This is a genomic window from Viscerimonas tarda (assembly GCF_054601255.1).
Window position 1 is genome coordinate 56,670 of record NZ_BAAHWV010000001.1, and the last position, 15,059, is coordinate 71,728.

The 15,059-nt window shown below is 42.2% G+C and carries 13 protein-coding genes and 1 tRNA gene; 5 read left to right on the top strand and 9 right to left on the bottom strand.

Features of this window, described 5'->3' with window-relative positions; genetic code table 11:
• Positions 1-70: 70 nt before the first annotated feature.
• Both ACYPWY_RS00245 and ACYPWY_RS00250 read left to right on the top strand, forming a co-directional pair.
• On the top strand, positions 71-1,270 hold the full coding sequence (locus ACYPWY_RS00245) for a TolC family protein (protein ID WP_459683216.1): 1,200 nt from the start codon (positions 71-73) through the stop codon (positions 1,268-1,270).
• Between the two features lie 36 nt (positions 1,271-1,306).
• Positions 1,307-1,489 carry a hypothetical protein gene (locus tag ACYPWY_RS00250; protein WP_459683218.1) on the top strand — a complete coding sequence of 61 codons (183 nt, stop codon included), beginning with the start codon at positions 1,307-1,309 and terminating at the stop codon, positions 1,487-1,489.
• A gap of 864 nt (positions 1,490-2,353) precedes the next feature.
• On the opposite strand, the gene ACYPWY_RS00255 is transcribed toward ACYPWY_RS00250, so the two are convergent.
• The 4 genes from ACYPWY_RS00255 to ACYPWY_RS00270 all read right to left on the bottom strand — a co-directional run bounded on the left by ACYPWY_RS00255 (position 2,354) and on the right by ACYPWY_RS00270 (position 8,902).
• Positions 2,354-3,688: an NADP-specific glutamate dehydrogenase gene (locus tag ACYPWY_RS00255; RefSeq protein WP_459683219.1), complete on the bottom strand. Its 1,335-nt coding sequence runs from the start codon at positions 3,686-3,688 to the stop codon at positions 2,354-2,356.
• Positions 3,689-4,313: 625 nt separating this feature from the next.
• A complete protein-coding gene (locus ACYPWY_RS00260) occupies positions 4,314-6,566 on the bottom strand; it encodes a TonB-dependent receptor (RefSeq protein WP_459683221.1) in 2,253 nt (750 codons plus the stop codon).
• A gap of 272 nt (positions 6,567-6,838) precedes the next feature.
• Positions 6,839-7,111, bottom strand: a complete 273-nt coding sequence (locus tag ACYPWY_RS00265) for a hypothetical protein (protein ID WP_459683223.1) — start codon at positions 7,109-7,111, stop codon at positions 6,839-6,841.
• Between the two features lie 207 nt (positions 7,112-7,318).
• Positions 7,319-8,902: an O-antigen ligase family protein gene (locus ACYPWY_RS00270; RefSeq protein WP_459683224.1), complete on the bottom strand. Its 1,584-nt coding sequence runs from the start codon at positions 8,900-8,902 to the stop codon at positions 7,319-7,321.
• Between the two features lie 174 nt (positions 8,903-9,076).
• Between ACYPWY_RS00270 and ACYPWY_RS00275 the strand changes: the two genes are divergently transcribed.
• On the top strand, positions 9,077-9,193 hold the full coding sequence (locus ACYPWY_RS00275; RefSeq protein ID WP_459683225.1) for a DUF4372 domain-containing protein: 117 nt from the start codon (positions 9,077-9,079) through the stop codon (positions 9,191-9,193).
• Between the two features lie 294 nt (positions 9,194-9,487).
• Here the strand turns inward: ACYPWY_RS00275 and ACYPWY_RS00280 are convergent, their stop codons facing one another.
• From ACYPWY_RS00280 to ACYPWY_RS00300, 5 genes are all read right to left on the bottom strand, one after another.
• Positions 9,488-9,823: a HepT-like ribonuclease domain-containing protein gene (locus ACYPWY_RS00280; protein WP_459683227.1), complete on the bottom strand. Its 336-nt coding sequence runs from the start codon at positions 9,821-9,823 to the stop codon at positions 9,488-9,490.
• A complete protein-coding gene (locus ACYPWY_RS00285; protein WP_459683228.1) occupies positions 9,813-10,118 on the bottom strand; it encodes a nucleotidyltransferase family protein in 306 nt (101 codons plus the stop codon). Before ACYPWY_RS00285 ends, ACYPWY_RS00280 begins: the two co-directional genes overlap by 11 nt.
• Before the next feature lie 65 nt (positions 10,119-10,183).
• Positions 10,184-11,608 carry a D-alanyl-D-alanine carboxypeptidase/D-alanyl-D-alanine endopeptidase gene (gene dacB / locus ACYPWY_RS00290; RefSeq protein ID WP_459683230.1) on the bottom strand — a complete coding sequence of 475 codons (1,425 nt, stop codon included), beginning with the start codon at positions 11,606-11,608 and terminating at the stop codon, positions 10,184-10,186.
• Positions 11,609-11,685: 77 nt separating this feature from the next.
• A tRNA-Lys gene (locus ACYPWY_RS00295) sits at positions 11,686-11,758 on the bottom strand.
• 67 nt (positions 11,759-11,825) lie between these two features.
• Entirely contained in the window at positions 11,826-13,019 is a 1,194-nt protein-coding gene (locus tag ACYPWY_RS00300; protein ID WP_459683232.1) for an AI-2E family transporter, read from the bottom strand.
• A 197-nt stretch (positions 13,020-13,216) separates the two neighbouring features.
• Between ACYPWY_RS00300 and ACYPWY_RS00305 the strand changes: the two genes are divergently transcribed.
• Positions 13,217-14,482, top strand: a complete 1,266-nt coding sequence (locus ACYPWY_RS00305; protein ID WP_459683233.1) for a DNA recombination protein RmuC — start codon at positions 13,217-13,219, stop codon at positions 14,480-14,482.
• A gap of 100 nt (positions 14,483-14,582) precedes the next feature.
• A complete protein-coding gene (locus ACYPWY_RS00310) occupies positions 14,583-14,783 on the top strand; it encodes a hypothetical protein (RefSeq protein WP_459683235.1) in 201 nt (66 codons plus the stop codon).
• Positions 14,784-15,059: the final 276 nt, after the last annotated feature.

Below are 15,059 nucleotides of genomic sequence, written 5' to 3' on the forward strand. Positions count from 1 at the left end.
GTTGCCGAAAACCAAGAGGTTTTAAGGTTACGGGTCTTTTTATTACTTTTGTAGAAAAAATTGTTTAATTATGGTTATTAAAAGTATCAACAAATACCTTTTATTATTTGTCATTTCCTTTTCATCGGTAAATATAGCTGCTCAAAGTTCGTTGCCACAGGTATTATCGACCATCGAAAAGAACAACAAAGCGCTCAGGTCGGCGCAACAATCGGCACAGGTTCAGAAAATAGATGCTAAGACCGGAATTTATCTATCGGACATAAATGTTGGCTATGAGTATGTGCGTGGAAACGATGTAACAGATTATCAGAACGAGCATGAACTTACTGTTGTTCAGAATTTTGATTTTCCAACAGCTTATTTTCAGAAGAATAAGATTGCCAACATGAAATTGGGTCGGGCAGATAGCCAATACCAGATTACGCGGCGCGATATTTTACTGGAAGCAAAAATTGTGTGTATCGAACTGGTTTATCTGAACAAGAACAAGTCGATAATCAAGAGGCAACTCGAAAACGCCGACAGGCTGGATAAATTATCGCGGAAACGCGTGGAGATGGGAGACGCAACTATTCTGGAAGCAAATAAAATAGCGCTGGAGTTGCTGAATGTGCGGAACGAGGCCCGGCTGAATGAAGTGGAAATAAACAACAACCTCCAGACACTGGCCGGACTGAATGGCGGTGAAATCATCCATTTTTTCGATACGGTGTATTCCGAGCTTGTGATTCCTGCCGGATATGACAACTTGTTGCAGAAAACACTGGATGTGGATCCCGAATTGAAGAATCTGGAACAAGAAAAAACGATTGCCTCAAAATCGGTTGGTTTGGCAAAAAGCTTGGCGCTGCCCAAATTCAGTTTGGGTTACAAGATGGTTATTTCCAATCCCGAAAAATTTCACGGTCTCGTAGCCGGAGTAAGTATTCCGTTGTGGGAGAATAAGAATACGGTGAAAAAGGCGAAAGCGGAAGTTGTTTTAGCCGACCTTCAACTGGAAGACCGCCGCTTGTCGCAGTCCAACGACTTAAAACAAGTGTATGACAAAGCGATGGCCCTGAAGCAATCGTATGAAGAATACCTGAAATTGCTGTCGGCTCAAAACAACAGTCGGAATTATTTGGATAAAGCCCTTTCGTCGGGGCAGATGTCGCTGCACGAATACTTCGGCGAGATAAATTTTTTGTACCAAAGTGTAGCAAGCTTTCTGCAAATAGAACGGGACTACTACCAGGCATTGGCCGAGTTGTTGAAGTCGGAATTGTAAGGCATGATGGGGGGATTACTTATAATATCAATATTGATGGGCCTCATCCTGATTGGCTGTGGTTTTTGGGCAAAACAAAACCCCAATATCATTGCAGGATATTATAAATTGGATGAAAGGCGAAAGAAAGTAATGCCGGATATGGTGAAAAAATGGTTCCTGATAACAGGTGTGATTGTGGTATTGGGCAGTCTCATTTTGTATTTGATTTTATTGTAGGGGCGAAATATTTTTCGCCCGCTGTCGCGAACGGGGCGTTTTTGCAACCTCATTCCCACCTAATTTTTTCTTACAAAACAACCTCATTAGCAGCATTCTACAATAGATAACCCGACCTCATTCCCTCATTTATTTTACACAAGATTTGTCGATACACAAAGAACGTGTGAACAATGAGGTTACATTATACGTTGTAATCCATTGCTACTGAGGTTGTTTTGTAAGAAAGAATTAGGTAAAAATTAGGTTTTATTATTCGTATTATCGTAGGGGCGTATGGCATACGCCCGTCGCCGCGAATATGTTTGAATGGGGATTCCCGTAATTTTTTTTTGATTTGCGGGATAAAAACGCCCCATTCGCGGCAGCGAGCAGACACATGGGTCTGCCCCTACGGGAATATGGACGCGGAAACGGAAGACGTGGCACGCAATGTCTCCACAATGTATCAGGTTAATCAAGAAAATCAACTAAAATCAACGGCTCAGATATATTTGCGGCAGCGGGCGTATGGCATACGCCCCTACGAAATAATCTCGCTTAGTGAAAAAAATCATAGTTCAGACGGCATAATCTATACCGACCGTTTGGTTTACACCAATTTTATCAAGGCTTTTGAAGTCCCCCAAGGGGGATTTAGGGAGCTTCTGGGGTGATTTACGTTTCCGTTGGATTTACGTTTCCCATTATTTTTACTGTTTTAGCATTTAGCTATACAAAGTACAAAGCTTTTTGGGGAATCACCTGAAATTTCACCAATAACCGACCGTTCGGTTTATTGCAATCCGGCAAATAATTGCGCCAAATGTTTGTAAATAATAAAGGGCGAAAGATATTTCGCCCCTACATTATAAAACTACAAAATCATATAACTCCTTGTGCCATAATTGCTTTGGCAACTTTCATAAATCCGGCTGTATTGGCTCCTTTCACGTAGTCAACGCTTCCGTCTTCTTTTGTTCCGTATTTCACACATTGCGAGTGAATATCTTTCATAATTTGTTTCAATTTAGCATCCACTTCTTCGCGTGTCCAAGATAGACGAAGGGAATTTTGCGACATTTCCAAGCCCGAAGTAGCTACGCCTCCCGCATTAGCCGCTTTGCCCGGAGCATAAAGAATGCCCGCTTTTTGGAATACCTCAATCGCTTCGGGAGTAGATGGCATATTAGCTCCTTCGCTCACGGCAATACAACCTGTGGAAACCAAATGTTTGGCATCATCGCCTCTCAGTTCGTTCTGAGTAGCCGAAGGCAAAGCTATATCTCCCACTTCAGCCCATACGCGTTGACCGGCCACATATTTGCAGCCATACTTTTCGGCATACTCGCTAATGCGACCGCGGCGGACGTTCTTCAAGTCCATCACATACTCCAATTTTTCGCGGGTGATACCTGCCGGATCGTAGATATAACCACCCGAATCGGACAAAGTAGTGGGAATAGCGCCCAATTCTATCAACTTTTCGCAAGTATATTGCGCCACATTCCCCGAGCCTGATACCAGGCATTTTTTGCCTTTGATGTCAATACCTTTCGTCTTCAACATCTCCAGCAGGAAGTAGATATTGCCATAACCGGTTGCTTCGGGACGAATCAGGGAACCGCCAAACTCCAGATTTTTACCGGTAAGAACGCCTGTAAATTCGCCTTGCAATTTTTTGTACATGCCAAACAAGTAGCCTATTTCGCGACCACCTACACCTATATCGCCCGCAGGAACATCCTTGTCGGAACCAATGTGTTTCCACAGCTCAAGCATAAATGCCTGGCAAAAACGCATTACTTCAGCGTCTGATTTTCCTTCGGGAGAAAAATCCGAACCGCCCTTTGCTCCACCCATAGGAAGAGTAGTCAAGGCATTTTTAAATGTTTGTTCAAAGGCTAAAAACTTCAAAATAGAAGGATTTACGGACGAGTGAAAACGAATACCCCCTTTGTATGGGCCGATTGCATTGCTGTGTTGAACACGATAAGCTGTGTTTACGTTTACTTTTCCCTTGTCGTCAACCCATGTTACGCGGAATGTGAAAATGCGATCGGGGATACACAACCGTTCGATAAGGTTAGCCTTTTCAAACTCAGGATGTGCGTTATACACGTCCTCAATCGACTCTAATACTTCTGTTACTGCTTGTAGATATTCCGGTTCATTCGGAAACCTGCGTTTCAACTCATTTGATACTTCTTGTACTTTCATTCTGGTCTTAATTTAATTTAAAAATAGTGTTTTTCTTGTGAAGATTCAGCAAATATAGCAAAATAATTGGAAATCAAAATCAAAATGGCAGAATATTATAGTGCGGAAAGTAAAAAAAATGATACAGATATGTAATTCGTACCCAGGGTAAACGCAGAAAAAATTATATACTTTCGTTGTATGAAGGGATTGAATTACCGGCAAAACTGGTCTAGTCCCGCATGGGGCGGCGCTTGATACAGTATCCAAGCGCCGTCCCTGCGGGACTTGAATAGCATGTCGCAGCCTGTCCCGTAAGCTAAAGCATACGGTTAATAAACTGTCGCCCCATGCGGGGCTAAATACGGGGTGTTATCGGTGAACCTTTTTCATGGTTTGCCCTGAGTTCGTACCCGAAAAACTTGTCATTGCAGACTTATACGCAAGCCGCTATTATTACCGTAGAGACGCAAAATTTTGTGTCTCTCGTTCGGCATGGGCTCCGGCCTTGAGCAAAGGCGGAGTTTTGCTATTACATACGTGTCCGGCTCGGGCTCTCCTGAAAATTGTTGCACGTTTACTCAGGAGATCCCGTGTCAAGCACGGGATGACAGAATTTTTACAATTGCATATAAAAAGAAAGAACTTACATTTTCAGACGAAAGGTGGCGCCAAACTGTGCGGGTTTCCCTTTTTGCACAAAAGAATTGCCCATCGACTCGAAGTAGAAGGCTTGATAGTCCCTGTCGAAGATGTTCTTCCCCCACAATTCGAGACCGAACAGGCTTTTTTCAAAGGCCAACCGGGCATTTGTGGTAGCGTAAAAGTCCTGCGATTTATCGTTTGCCTCTGTCCAGTATATTTTCCCAACACCCGCAAAGTTTGCATCAAACACAACTTTATCCAGAATCGGGTTCCGCTTAAAATTGTAGGAGATATTTGTTCCAAGGCTTAGCGTGGATTCGGGCGCAAAGGTGATGTGGTTGTTCATGTAATATTCCTTACTCTTGAATTTCGCATCCGAAAATCCATAATTGGCATACAGGTAAAATCCGGTGCAGGGACGGGTTTTCAAGCCAAATTCAAAGCCCTTGCTGACGGCCTTCCCCGCATTTGTAGTCATTCGCCCCTGTCCGCTTGCTACAAACTGAGAGATCTGCACATCTTTCACATCAATGTAGAAAACAGAGAAGCTGGCCGATAAGGAGTTTTGGATTATATCTATTTTTCCTCCTACTTCATAATTCCAACTGTATTCAGGCTCAAAATCTATCATATCGTTCACCGGAACAGGGCTGGGTTTGTTCAGCCCTCTGCTTTGGATAGAACTGCTTAGCGCGCTGCTCAGCAAATCGGCAAAAATCTGTACATTGTGGCCTCCGGCTTTGTATCCACGCGAAGCTGAGGCGTACAGATACGAGTTTTGGTCAATGTCGTATTTCAAGACAAACTTGGGAAGCAGTTCGATGTAGTCTGTCGAAGCCTTGCCTTTGATAACGGAATCGACCCGCATCGGGATAACAGGGCTACCGGCAGGAAATTGGGGTTGAATGGTCAAATTAGTCCCCGTATGGGCATCATAATCGAGTTCGGTTTTTTCGTAGTCCAAGCGCAAACCGGCGGTAAACGACAGCCCCTTGGTAGATAGAATATTATTGAAAGTCGATTGGTGGAATATCGCCCCGCCATACGCCGGTTTTTTATATACCCCGTTCAATCCTATTTCGGTGTCAATCAACTTTATAACCGGCATATTCGGGTTGGCTGCCGCCGCCTTGTCTATCTGGCTTTGAAGCATGGCGGTTATGCCATCCTGAAGCAGAAGGACGGGCGAGGTGGTTTTTTGGTAATCGTAAAACCCGAAAATTCCATTCGACCATTGGTAATTTGAACGGCTATTCGATTTTATGGTAATTTCTTCGCTGACCGAGCGCTGGTTTTGTCGCTGATTGATTTTGAAGATGGCAGCCGGCGTGTAATCCTGATCCATATACATATTGTCGTTGAGGTATTGGTAACCGGTTGTTGACGAAATGATGTATTCAGGTTGGGTATATTGAACCGAGACGCCGTTGGTCAGTATTCGCCGTTTGTAGCTGCCGGGACCATCGTAATTCACTTCGTCGGCATTGATATTCATATAAGGGAAGGCCCCTTGGCTGGTAAAGTCGAAATTGGCCGCGTATCGCACCGAGAGGTTTTGCGTAATATCCCAATCCAGTTTAATTTTTCCGCCTGCATTTTCCGAATGGTCGGCGTTTTTGCCGGTATATGCATTTTTAAAAAAACCATCATCTTTTTTGTAGTAACCCGATACGGCTATTCCAAAATTGTTGCTTAACCGCCTGTAATGCGATAGATTCCCCAAGAAGTACCCATAGTTTCCGCCGCTGACAGTTGCATTAGTACCCTCGTAAGTAAGAGGCGAGAAGGTATAGATATTAATAATCCCCCCCATGGAGTTCCGCCCGTAAAGCGTACCCTGAGTTCCTCTCAAGAGTTCTATCCGCTGGATGCCGTACAGCTCCGAGTCGAATACCGAAGGATTGAAATAGGGAATATTATCAACATACAAGCTAACCGTCTGAACACCCGTCCGCGCGCCTATCCCTCTGATATACAAAGGAGCCGTCATTTTAGAGCCATAATTCGGCATAAAAAAGTTGGGCGCCACGGCGCTTAAATCCTTGATGGAAGTTACCTGCAAGCCCTCCAGATTTTTGGGTGAAAACACCGATATGGAAGCCGGAAGCGACTTGAGGCTATTAGTTTCCTTTGTAGAAGAAAGGATGACTATATCTTGCTTCAGTTCGGTATATAAAGTATCTTTTTCGACCGATTCCTTAGCGAAAGCACACACCGAGAGCGTAAAAAAAGCAGCAGTAATAAATTTTCTCATAACAGGATAATTGATTTTGAAATTGAGCACAAAGGAAACTCATTCCATTTATCCTGTCAATCACTAAATGTAGTGAATTTTCTTAGATTGATTCTAAAGAGGGAGATTAATTTAGGACAAACGCATGAAAATCAGGTTTTATTACCTGCCGGATAAAGCGGGCAGAATAACAGAAAACCGCCTGCGAGTAGAAATATTGTTCTCATATTATAAATCCGTTATAATACACCCTCCGGCTTTTGAGTAAAGCCGGAGGACATAAAAAATAATGTTCAGAAAAGGTATTCAATTGCTTTTAATAAAAACATAGAGCAAATAAATCCTGCCCCAAATGTCAACCGATATGTAGTTTTATATCTGCCTTGTCTTCTGAACCTTTCAGCCTCTTTTATCACTACATAAGGAAACGATATAGCTAACAATATGTATGCTATTGCAAATAAAATATTGTTTACTTCATAAATTTCTTCTGTTTTTATGATTGCCAATATTATAAGCAGCACCAAACTCATAAAGAGCGGCCAATATAATTTAATTTTACCCATATCAATTACCGCTTAAAATACGCCTAAAACAGCAAGGCAAAGAAACAACGCGATTAATTTTAAATTTAATTTTTTCATAATTCTAATTTTATTTATTTTGATTCTGGCAATTCTTTTATTTCGGTCTCAATATGCAAGTAACTTTGCTGCAAAGTTCCTGAAAGGCACTTGCCTGCTCCTTTCTTCTTGCGGTAGTTGGTTATACTTTCATAGGCTTTTCATTTTCCGTTCCACATCGTATTTGATTTGCCGTATAGTCGGCGACATTATTTTTACCGGCTTGTTCATGATTTTATCAGCGATGGCTACCACTTTATCTTTTTCCCCTGTTATCAGGTGCAGGTCGAACAGGCAATGCAACGGCATAAACTTTACCGGACACATATTGGCTGCTTTTTGATAATGCTGCTCCGCTTCTTTGTACTGCTTCATCTGCCGGTAATTGTCGGCGATCAGTAGTTGCAATTCATAATCCGCCCATAAGCGTTCACACTCATGCGCTATTTTCAAACTTTCAGCATAGCGGTCGGCTACATTTAGTTCGGAAGCATAATTATACAGGAATAATTCGTTATGCGATAGCGATTGATGCAACTGTTTATAAACAGGCAACACCTGTTCGGTTTGTCCGGCCAGCGATTGACGGGCAATTTTGCACCACAGCCGTTCTGCTTCCATTTGCCGGTAAGCGAATATGCCTGAAACAGCAATGGCCGGTATTATCAGTAGCTTTAAGGAAGTAATAATGAATGCCGGAATTTTAACTGGATATTTAGCCCTGTGAATAATTGCAGTTATGCTCAGGATAAGTATGAGCCACACAAAGGGATAGCGCAACGGATAGGAGAATAATGCAACAGCGGCAATGGACAGCAGGCACCAAAGAGAAATCCGAACAGCTATATCCTTGTTCCGGTTCCGCCGGTAACATTTCCACAAAAGCCATGCAAAAACGAAGAATATAATCAGCCCTTCAGCTCCGTAGTTTACCAATAGCAATAAATATTCATTGAACGGACGGCTTACATTATCGGCCAGCATGACATACCGGCTACCGGGGTGTTCTTCAAAAAACTTTGCCTGATAGCTCATGTAATTAGCCGTAAAGCCACCTGTTCCAAAACCGAACAAAGGCTTTTCCTTAATCATTTCCCACGAGCAGCGCCAAATCAGCAACCGCCCATCGGCAGAATCCTTTTTCAGAAAATACAAGCCTGAAAGCGTCCCCGACAAGATAATAAAGGCTATTATCCATTTCCATTTGGCCGTTAGTTTTATTTTGTAAAAGGAAATAACCAAACCTACCGCCGTTAAACCGACAACACCTGCCCGCGAAGCGGAAAGTATTACTGCAACAACAATGACGCCGACAGCCGTTGTCGCCAAATAGCGTTTACACGGTTTCCTCCTGAAGATGAAATAGAACACAAAAGGGAATCCAGCGCACAGGCAAGCTGCAAATCCGGCGGGATTGTCGAAACTGCCAGTAACCCTGTGTCCTTCAAAGGCAGGGAGTATTTCTGCATATTGCGCTACTCCGTATAAAGCCTGCAACGAACACAAAACAGCAATTATGGAACAACAGTCTGAGAAATTTATTTTTATTTTATTGAAAAAAGAAAAAACAACAAGCGTTAAGATTAACGTCATTCCTACAAATACGACAGCATAATGTTTGGGAGATATTTGTGCATCAACAAAAGTCGGTTCATTCAGAAACAGACTGCAGAAACACAAAAATAAAAACAAAACGATGAAAACAATATTTTTTATTTTAACATTATATGCCATTTCCCCTTTAATTTACCAGTATATAAAATTTATCTGTTTTTTGATGTTACAAATGTACTGCTGTTGCGTTAATTTTTAAAATTCAATTGTAATACATTGATACACACACATATATATAACCGTTCTTTGTTTTTTGATTTGAATTGACGTACTTTTGTTCAAAAAGCAAAAAGTATGCATTCGGGTAAATATGTTTTCTCACAGGTTTTGGAATTAGTGAACAATTATGAGTTCAACAAATGCATCAAACGTTATTCTGGCAACTATCATGTGCGTGATTTGGACTGTTAGAACCAGTTTGTACAACTGTTTTTCGGACAATTGACCTCGTTAAATTCATTACATGATAATTATGTTTTAAGAATTTTTAATTCTACAAAACTAAACGGGGGGGGTAACTTCCAAACATATTTAGTTAAATATTTAATCAAATAATGTTAAATATATAAAATTTCAATTGTTTACCGTTCCTTTGAGCGACAAGTGTACAAAATTATTTTCGATGTTGCAATAGACGAATTGTCAGGGATAAACGCATGAAAAAGAGTTCACCGATAACACCCCGTATAGGGGCCTATGAAAATATTAGGATTTCAAGAGAGCTTCTATCTCTTCTTTTAGAATGGGTAGATGCCGTACAATAGTACCCCAAATGATACCATCGTCAATTTTGTCATATCCATGTATAACTCTGTTTCGCATTCCAATAATTTGCTGCTTGCTTGATATTTGAATGTCGGGTATAATTTTGTCCATCTTATTTAAGGCTTCCCCAATAATTTCAAACTCTCTTTCAATGGCACGTCGAAGCATCTTATTCTCTGTATAGACGTTAAAATCACGTTGTTCACCAAGATAATTTTCTATCGAAAGAATTGCTTCTTGAATATCGTAGATATATTTCTTTATCTCAATGTCCATACAAAGGCGTTTTTGTTTGGTTGACAGAATAAATAAAATAAGGATTTTTAAGCGATTTTTCCGTGACCAAATCAACCGGACGGTGAAAGATTTGTTCTAATAAATCGGCTGTTTGAAAATAGTTGTCGGCATAGTCGCCAAAGTCCAGGGGCTGGAAAGAAACCAACAAATCAATATCGCTTGCATCGTTAAATTTATCGGTACACACCGAACCGAATGCAAACAGAGACCGAACATGATGCTGCTCGCACACTGCTCTGATTTTATCAATATTATTTACGATTATACTATGCATAACATTCAACACGAAGATTATAAAGTACGAAGATAGCTGTTTTTATTCAGATTCTGAAATTTTCATTAAAGAGATTTCTCCAAAAACGCCTCAATAGCCTCCACAACATCAACCCGCGAATTCTTCCGGAAGTTATTTACCATGATGGTAAAGGCATACTTTTTTTCGCCGTTGATGTAGTAACCGGCGTAGCATTGAACGTTGGCTATGCTGCCGCTTTTTACAAGTACTTTTCCCGATAGCTTGGCGTCTTTCAGAAAGTTTCGGACGGTTCCTTCTTGTCCGGCTTTGGGGAAGGAGGCCAGAAAGGTTTCGGCGTTTTTACTTTTGTCGTACATGTATGCCAAGATGTTGCACATCAGTTTCGGGCTGATAGCGTCTGAGGGCGACAGTCCGCAACCATCGTACATGAATAGTGAAGCGGTATCAAGGCTTTTGCTTTGCCAATATTGATTTATCAGGTCTGTTCCAGCGCGAAGTGGAGCGGAGTCGGTCGCCAGATTACCGGTGGTTTTGCCTATTGCCCTGATCAGGTGCTCGGCATAATGGTTGTTGCTTTTTACATTCACAACGCGGACAATATTTTTTAGGGGTGGCGACAGATGCGTGTAGAAAACTTCTCCGTCTTTTGGGGGCAATTTCCCGTCAAAATTGGCTCTAAGGGTATGGTACGAAAGCTCCTCGCCGTTTTTATTTAGCCGACCGGCCAAAGTTCGTCCCAAATACAGCCCCGGGTCGGGAATGTCGCCTTTGATGCTGAACGAAGCCCTGCCCTCCGGAATGTCGCCAATCAGCAAGCGGTTGTTTGAAAAAGGTTCACCCACAATGTACCCGTTGTCCTTACCCGTAGTGTTCAAACTCAGGGTGTTTGTGAAGCTCATGCCGGACATTTCGGGTTCGGTTTTTACAATTTGTGGCCGACCGGTTTTATCGCGTGTGTCGAAGTACAATTTGTAGGCATTGTCGAACACGCTTATGCCATAACTTCCTGTGGCGTAATAGTTTCCTGTATCTTCTCTTATCCAGTGGCGGGAGATGCCTTCGTAGCCGAAATAGCTGTCGTCTATTTCTATTTCCGTTAAGCCGGCGCCAAATTTCTTTTGTATTTCTTCCACCCATTTGTTCAGGAAGTCTTTCGCTGTTCCCTCAACATGTTCGCTGCCCAAGGTAGGGTCTCCGTAGCCGCGGACGATTAGTTTGCTTTTTTGTTCCTTGTCGGCCAACAACTCGGTTCGGAAGCGGTAATTGCTCCCCAGTATTTCCAGGGCGGTTGCCGTTGTAACTATTTTCAGGGTAGAAGCGGGGGTTATGGACAGGTTTTTATTGAGGGAAACCAGCTCCTTCCCCTGCATGTCCTGTATGCAAATCCCGATGATGGCATTCGACAATGCCCTGCTGTTTCTCAGCTCAGAAATGGCTTTATTTTCCTGGGCGAAACAGGCTATCGCGCTCAGGAACAGGACAACTGACAGAAGATTTTTTTTATCCATTATGCTACGAGTTACTTATATCCAACAAAAAAATAGCCTGCAATCATTCAATTACAGGCTATCTATTTCGCACTTTGTGATCCCGCTGGGATTCGAACCCAGGACCCCATCATTAAAAGTGATGTGCTCTACCGGCTGAGCTACGGAATCTCCGGTTTGCTTGAAAAGCGAGCGCAAAGGTAAAACAAAAATCCTGAAATACAATCGGGCGCCTTATTTATTTTTCTTTTATTGATGAAGAACCATCACCTGCGGCTTCTTCTTTCTGCACAAATTTCGCCGTATCGTCATCCGGCATAGAGGCTATAAATAATTGATAATAAGACAGAAGAATGGTTGTTAATGGTATCGCAATAATCATTCCGACAATCCCCAACAAATATCCCCATACCGACAACGAAAGCAATATAATTGCCGGATTCAAGCCCATGGCTTTTCCCATAATTTTAGGAACCAGGAATAAATCCATGATACACTGCATCGTCAGATACACCAGCGCTACCAAGGCTACCAATCCCCAAAAGCTCTGATCGGTTTGCGTTACTTTCAGCCAGCAAAGCAACAAGGTGGGGATAAAACTGATGACCTGCATATAGGGTATCATGTGCAACAAGCCTACAAACAAGCCCAGCAAAATGGCCAGCGGAAGGCCTATCAACTGAAATCCCAAGGCGTAGAGGACACATAAAATCAGGCAGATGAAGAATTGATGCCTGAAATAGGTGTTCATATTTTTTTCAACATCCTGCATCAATCTGTTTACCTGCGAACGGTAGCGTACAGGAATTAAATTCCGCCACAATTCGTTGATTCGGTCGTAGTCGATAAGAATAAATATCAGGTACAATATCACAATAAAAACAATGGCCAAACTCAATATAACCGATATGGTGCCCGATACAACCCCTGTGATGGCCGGAACAAGGTATTGCATCGTTTCAGTCGCATTTTCTTTACTCAACGCATCCCGCAATTTATTAAAATCGACATTGTTAAGAATAAAATCCTGCAATTTTACAGGGATTCCATTGATATTCAGGTTGAATGCACCCAAACGGGATTGGTAATTGTATATCAGGTTATTTATTTGCGACACTTCCCTTTCGATTAGGGGGATAAGCAATATGATAATCAGGGTGATAAGTCCAACTACCAGCAAAAGAGTAATTGTTACGGCCAATACCCTGTTTCTTATATGCAGTTTATATTGAAAAAAACGGACAACCGGATTCAACAGGTAGGCTATCAGCCACGCAATCAGAAATGGCAGAAGCACACTTCTCAGAACGTAAATGACATAAATCCCGAAAATGATTAATGCTACACTAATAACCAGGCGAACAACCCGGTCGAATGTAAATGGCTTGTCGAAATTTCCGTACATAAACAAACTTATTATTATCTTTGGCAAAGATATTATATTTAAGTGAAAAGTAAAAAATAACAGCCCCCTAAATCCCCCGTAGGGGCAGGGCTGTATCAAAAAGGCTTGTCATTGCTGGCTCCGACCCGCAATCTCCTAACAATCAAATGGCTTTGCCAGGAGATCCCGTGTCAGGCACGGGATGACATACTTATTAAGGGAAAGTTAATATAAATACATTAAACATGGAATTTGTCTATATTATCATCATCGTATTGCTGGCAGTTTTTCTGCTGATTTGGATACAAAACAATGGGAAGAAACAAGCCCGGGAGCTGAAAGCCCAAATCGACGAGCTGAAATCGGAAAAAGAAAGCCTGCAACAAAACCAACTGGCATCGGTCGAAGAAAATGCAGGCCTGAAGGTGGCCTTGCAATCGAAAGAGGAGCTGCTAAAATTAAGAAGCGAGGAACTTGCCAACATGCGCGAACAAATGAACAAAGACTTTCAGATACTGGCCAACCAGATACTGGAAGAAAAAACTTCGCGCTTTACGGATACGAACAAGGCCAACATGGAAACGATTCTAAAGCCTTTGAATGAAAAGCTGTCCGAGTTTAAAACCAAAGTAGAAGAGACCTATGACAAGGAATCGAAGCAGCGTTTTTCGCTCGAAGAACGGATACGGGAACTCGTTGCGCTGAATAACCAGATCAGCGAAGATGCCAACAACCTGACAAAAGCCTTGAAGGGGAACAGCAAAATACAGGGAAACTGGGGCGAAATGCTTTTGGAGTCGATACTGGAAAAATCGGGATTGAAGAAAGGCGAAGAGTATTACGCTCAGGATTTTTTGCGGGGCGAGAACGGCGAACGCCTTCAGAGCGAACAGAACAAGTACATGCAACCCGATGTGGTAGTGGTGTATCCGGGTGGGCGGAAAATAATTATCGACTCGAAGGTTTCGCTAAACGCCTATGTGAAGTATGTGGAAGCCGATACCGAAGAGGAACGTATTTTGGCCGAAAAAGAACACATCGTATCCGTAAAGAAGCACATCGACGAATTGAGCCAAAAAGCCTATCAGGACTATATAGAATCCTTGGACTTTGTGATGATGTTTGTCCCCAACGAACCGGCCTATATTCTGGGCATGCAACTCGATTCGGGTCTTTGGGATTATGCCTACCGCAAACGGGTGTTGTTAATCAACCCCACCAACCTGATAGCCTCGCTGAAAGTGGTCGCCGATTTGTGGAAAAGGGAGTCTCAGAGCCGGAATGCACAGGAAATTGCCCGCAGAGGAGCCTTGCTGTACGATAAATTTGCGAACTTTGTTGATGTATTGCAGGACATTGGGAAAAATGTGGACAGGACGCAAAAAAGCTACGACAAAGCTATTTCGCAACTGAAAGAAGGCAGTGGAAACCTGATCAGGCAGGCAGAAATGTTAAAGGATTTAGGAATTAAGCCCCAAAAAGAACTCCCAAGCGACGACAGTACTAATTAAAGTTAAATGCTAAAAAATATAGCTTTACAATTATGTTTTATAACATAAAAACGCTTACCTTTGTACTGTGTTTTTCATGGTATTAGATTTAAGGTTAACAATGAAGATTGGTTGTCGTGATGACAACCTTTTCTTTTTTATAGACATAACGTCTGAATCAGGATTTGCAGGATTTAATGATTTACAGGATACGCCCGTTGCCGCGAATATGTCTGAACCGTTGATTATACCTGATTTTTTTGATTTGCACGATAATCGTAGGGGCGAAATAGCTGTAGCCCATTGCCACGAATGGATTTGAATCGGGAATTTCCGTAATTTTTTTTGATTTGCGGGACAAAAACGCCCCGTTCACGGCAGCGGGCGTATGCCATACGCCCCTACGATACGCGTCCATCTATTTGCGATAATCCGCGCAATTTGCGTTCCCGTATTTTGTTTCTGTGTTCGATTATTTACCCCCACTTTTCGGCTATGTTCCCCAATCGGGCGGTATTTTCACGAAATCGGGTTTTTCTCTTAATTTTTTGCGTGAAAACTTGCTGGTATTATTTTTTTATTTCAGACCTTTGCACCC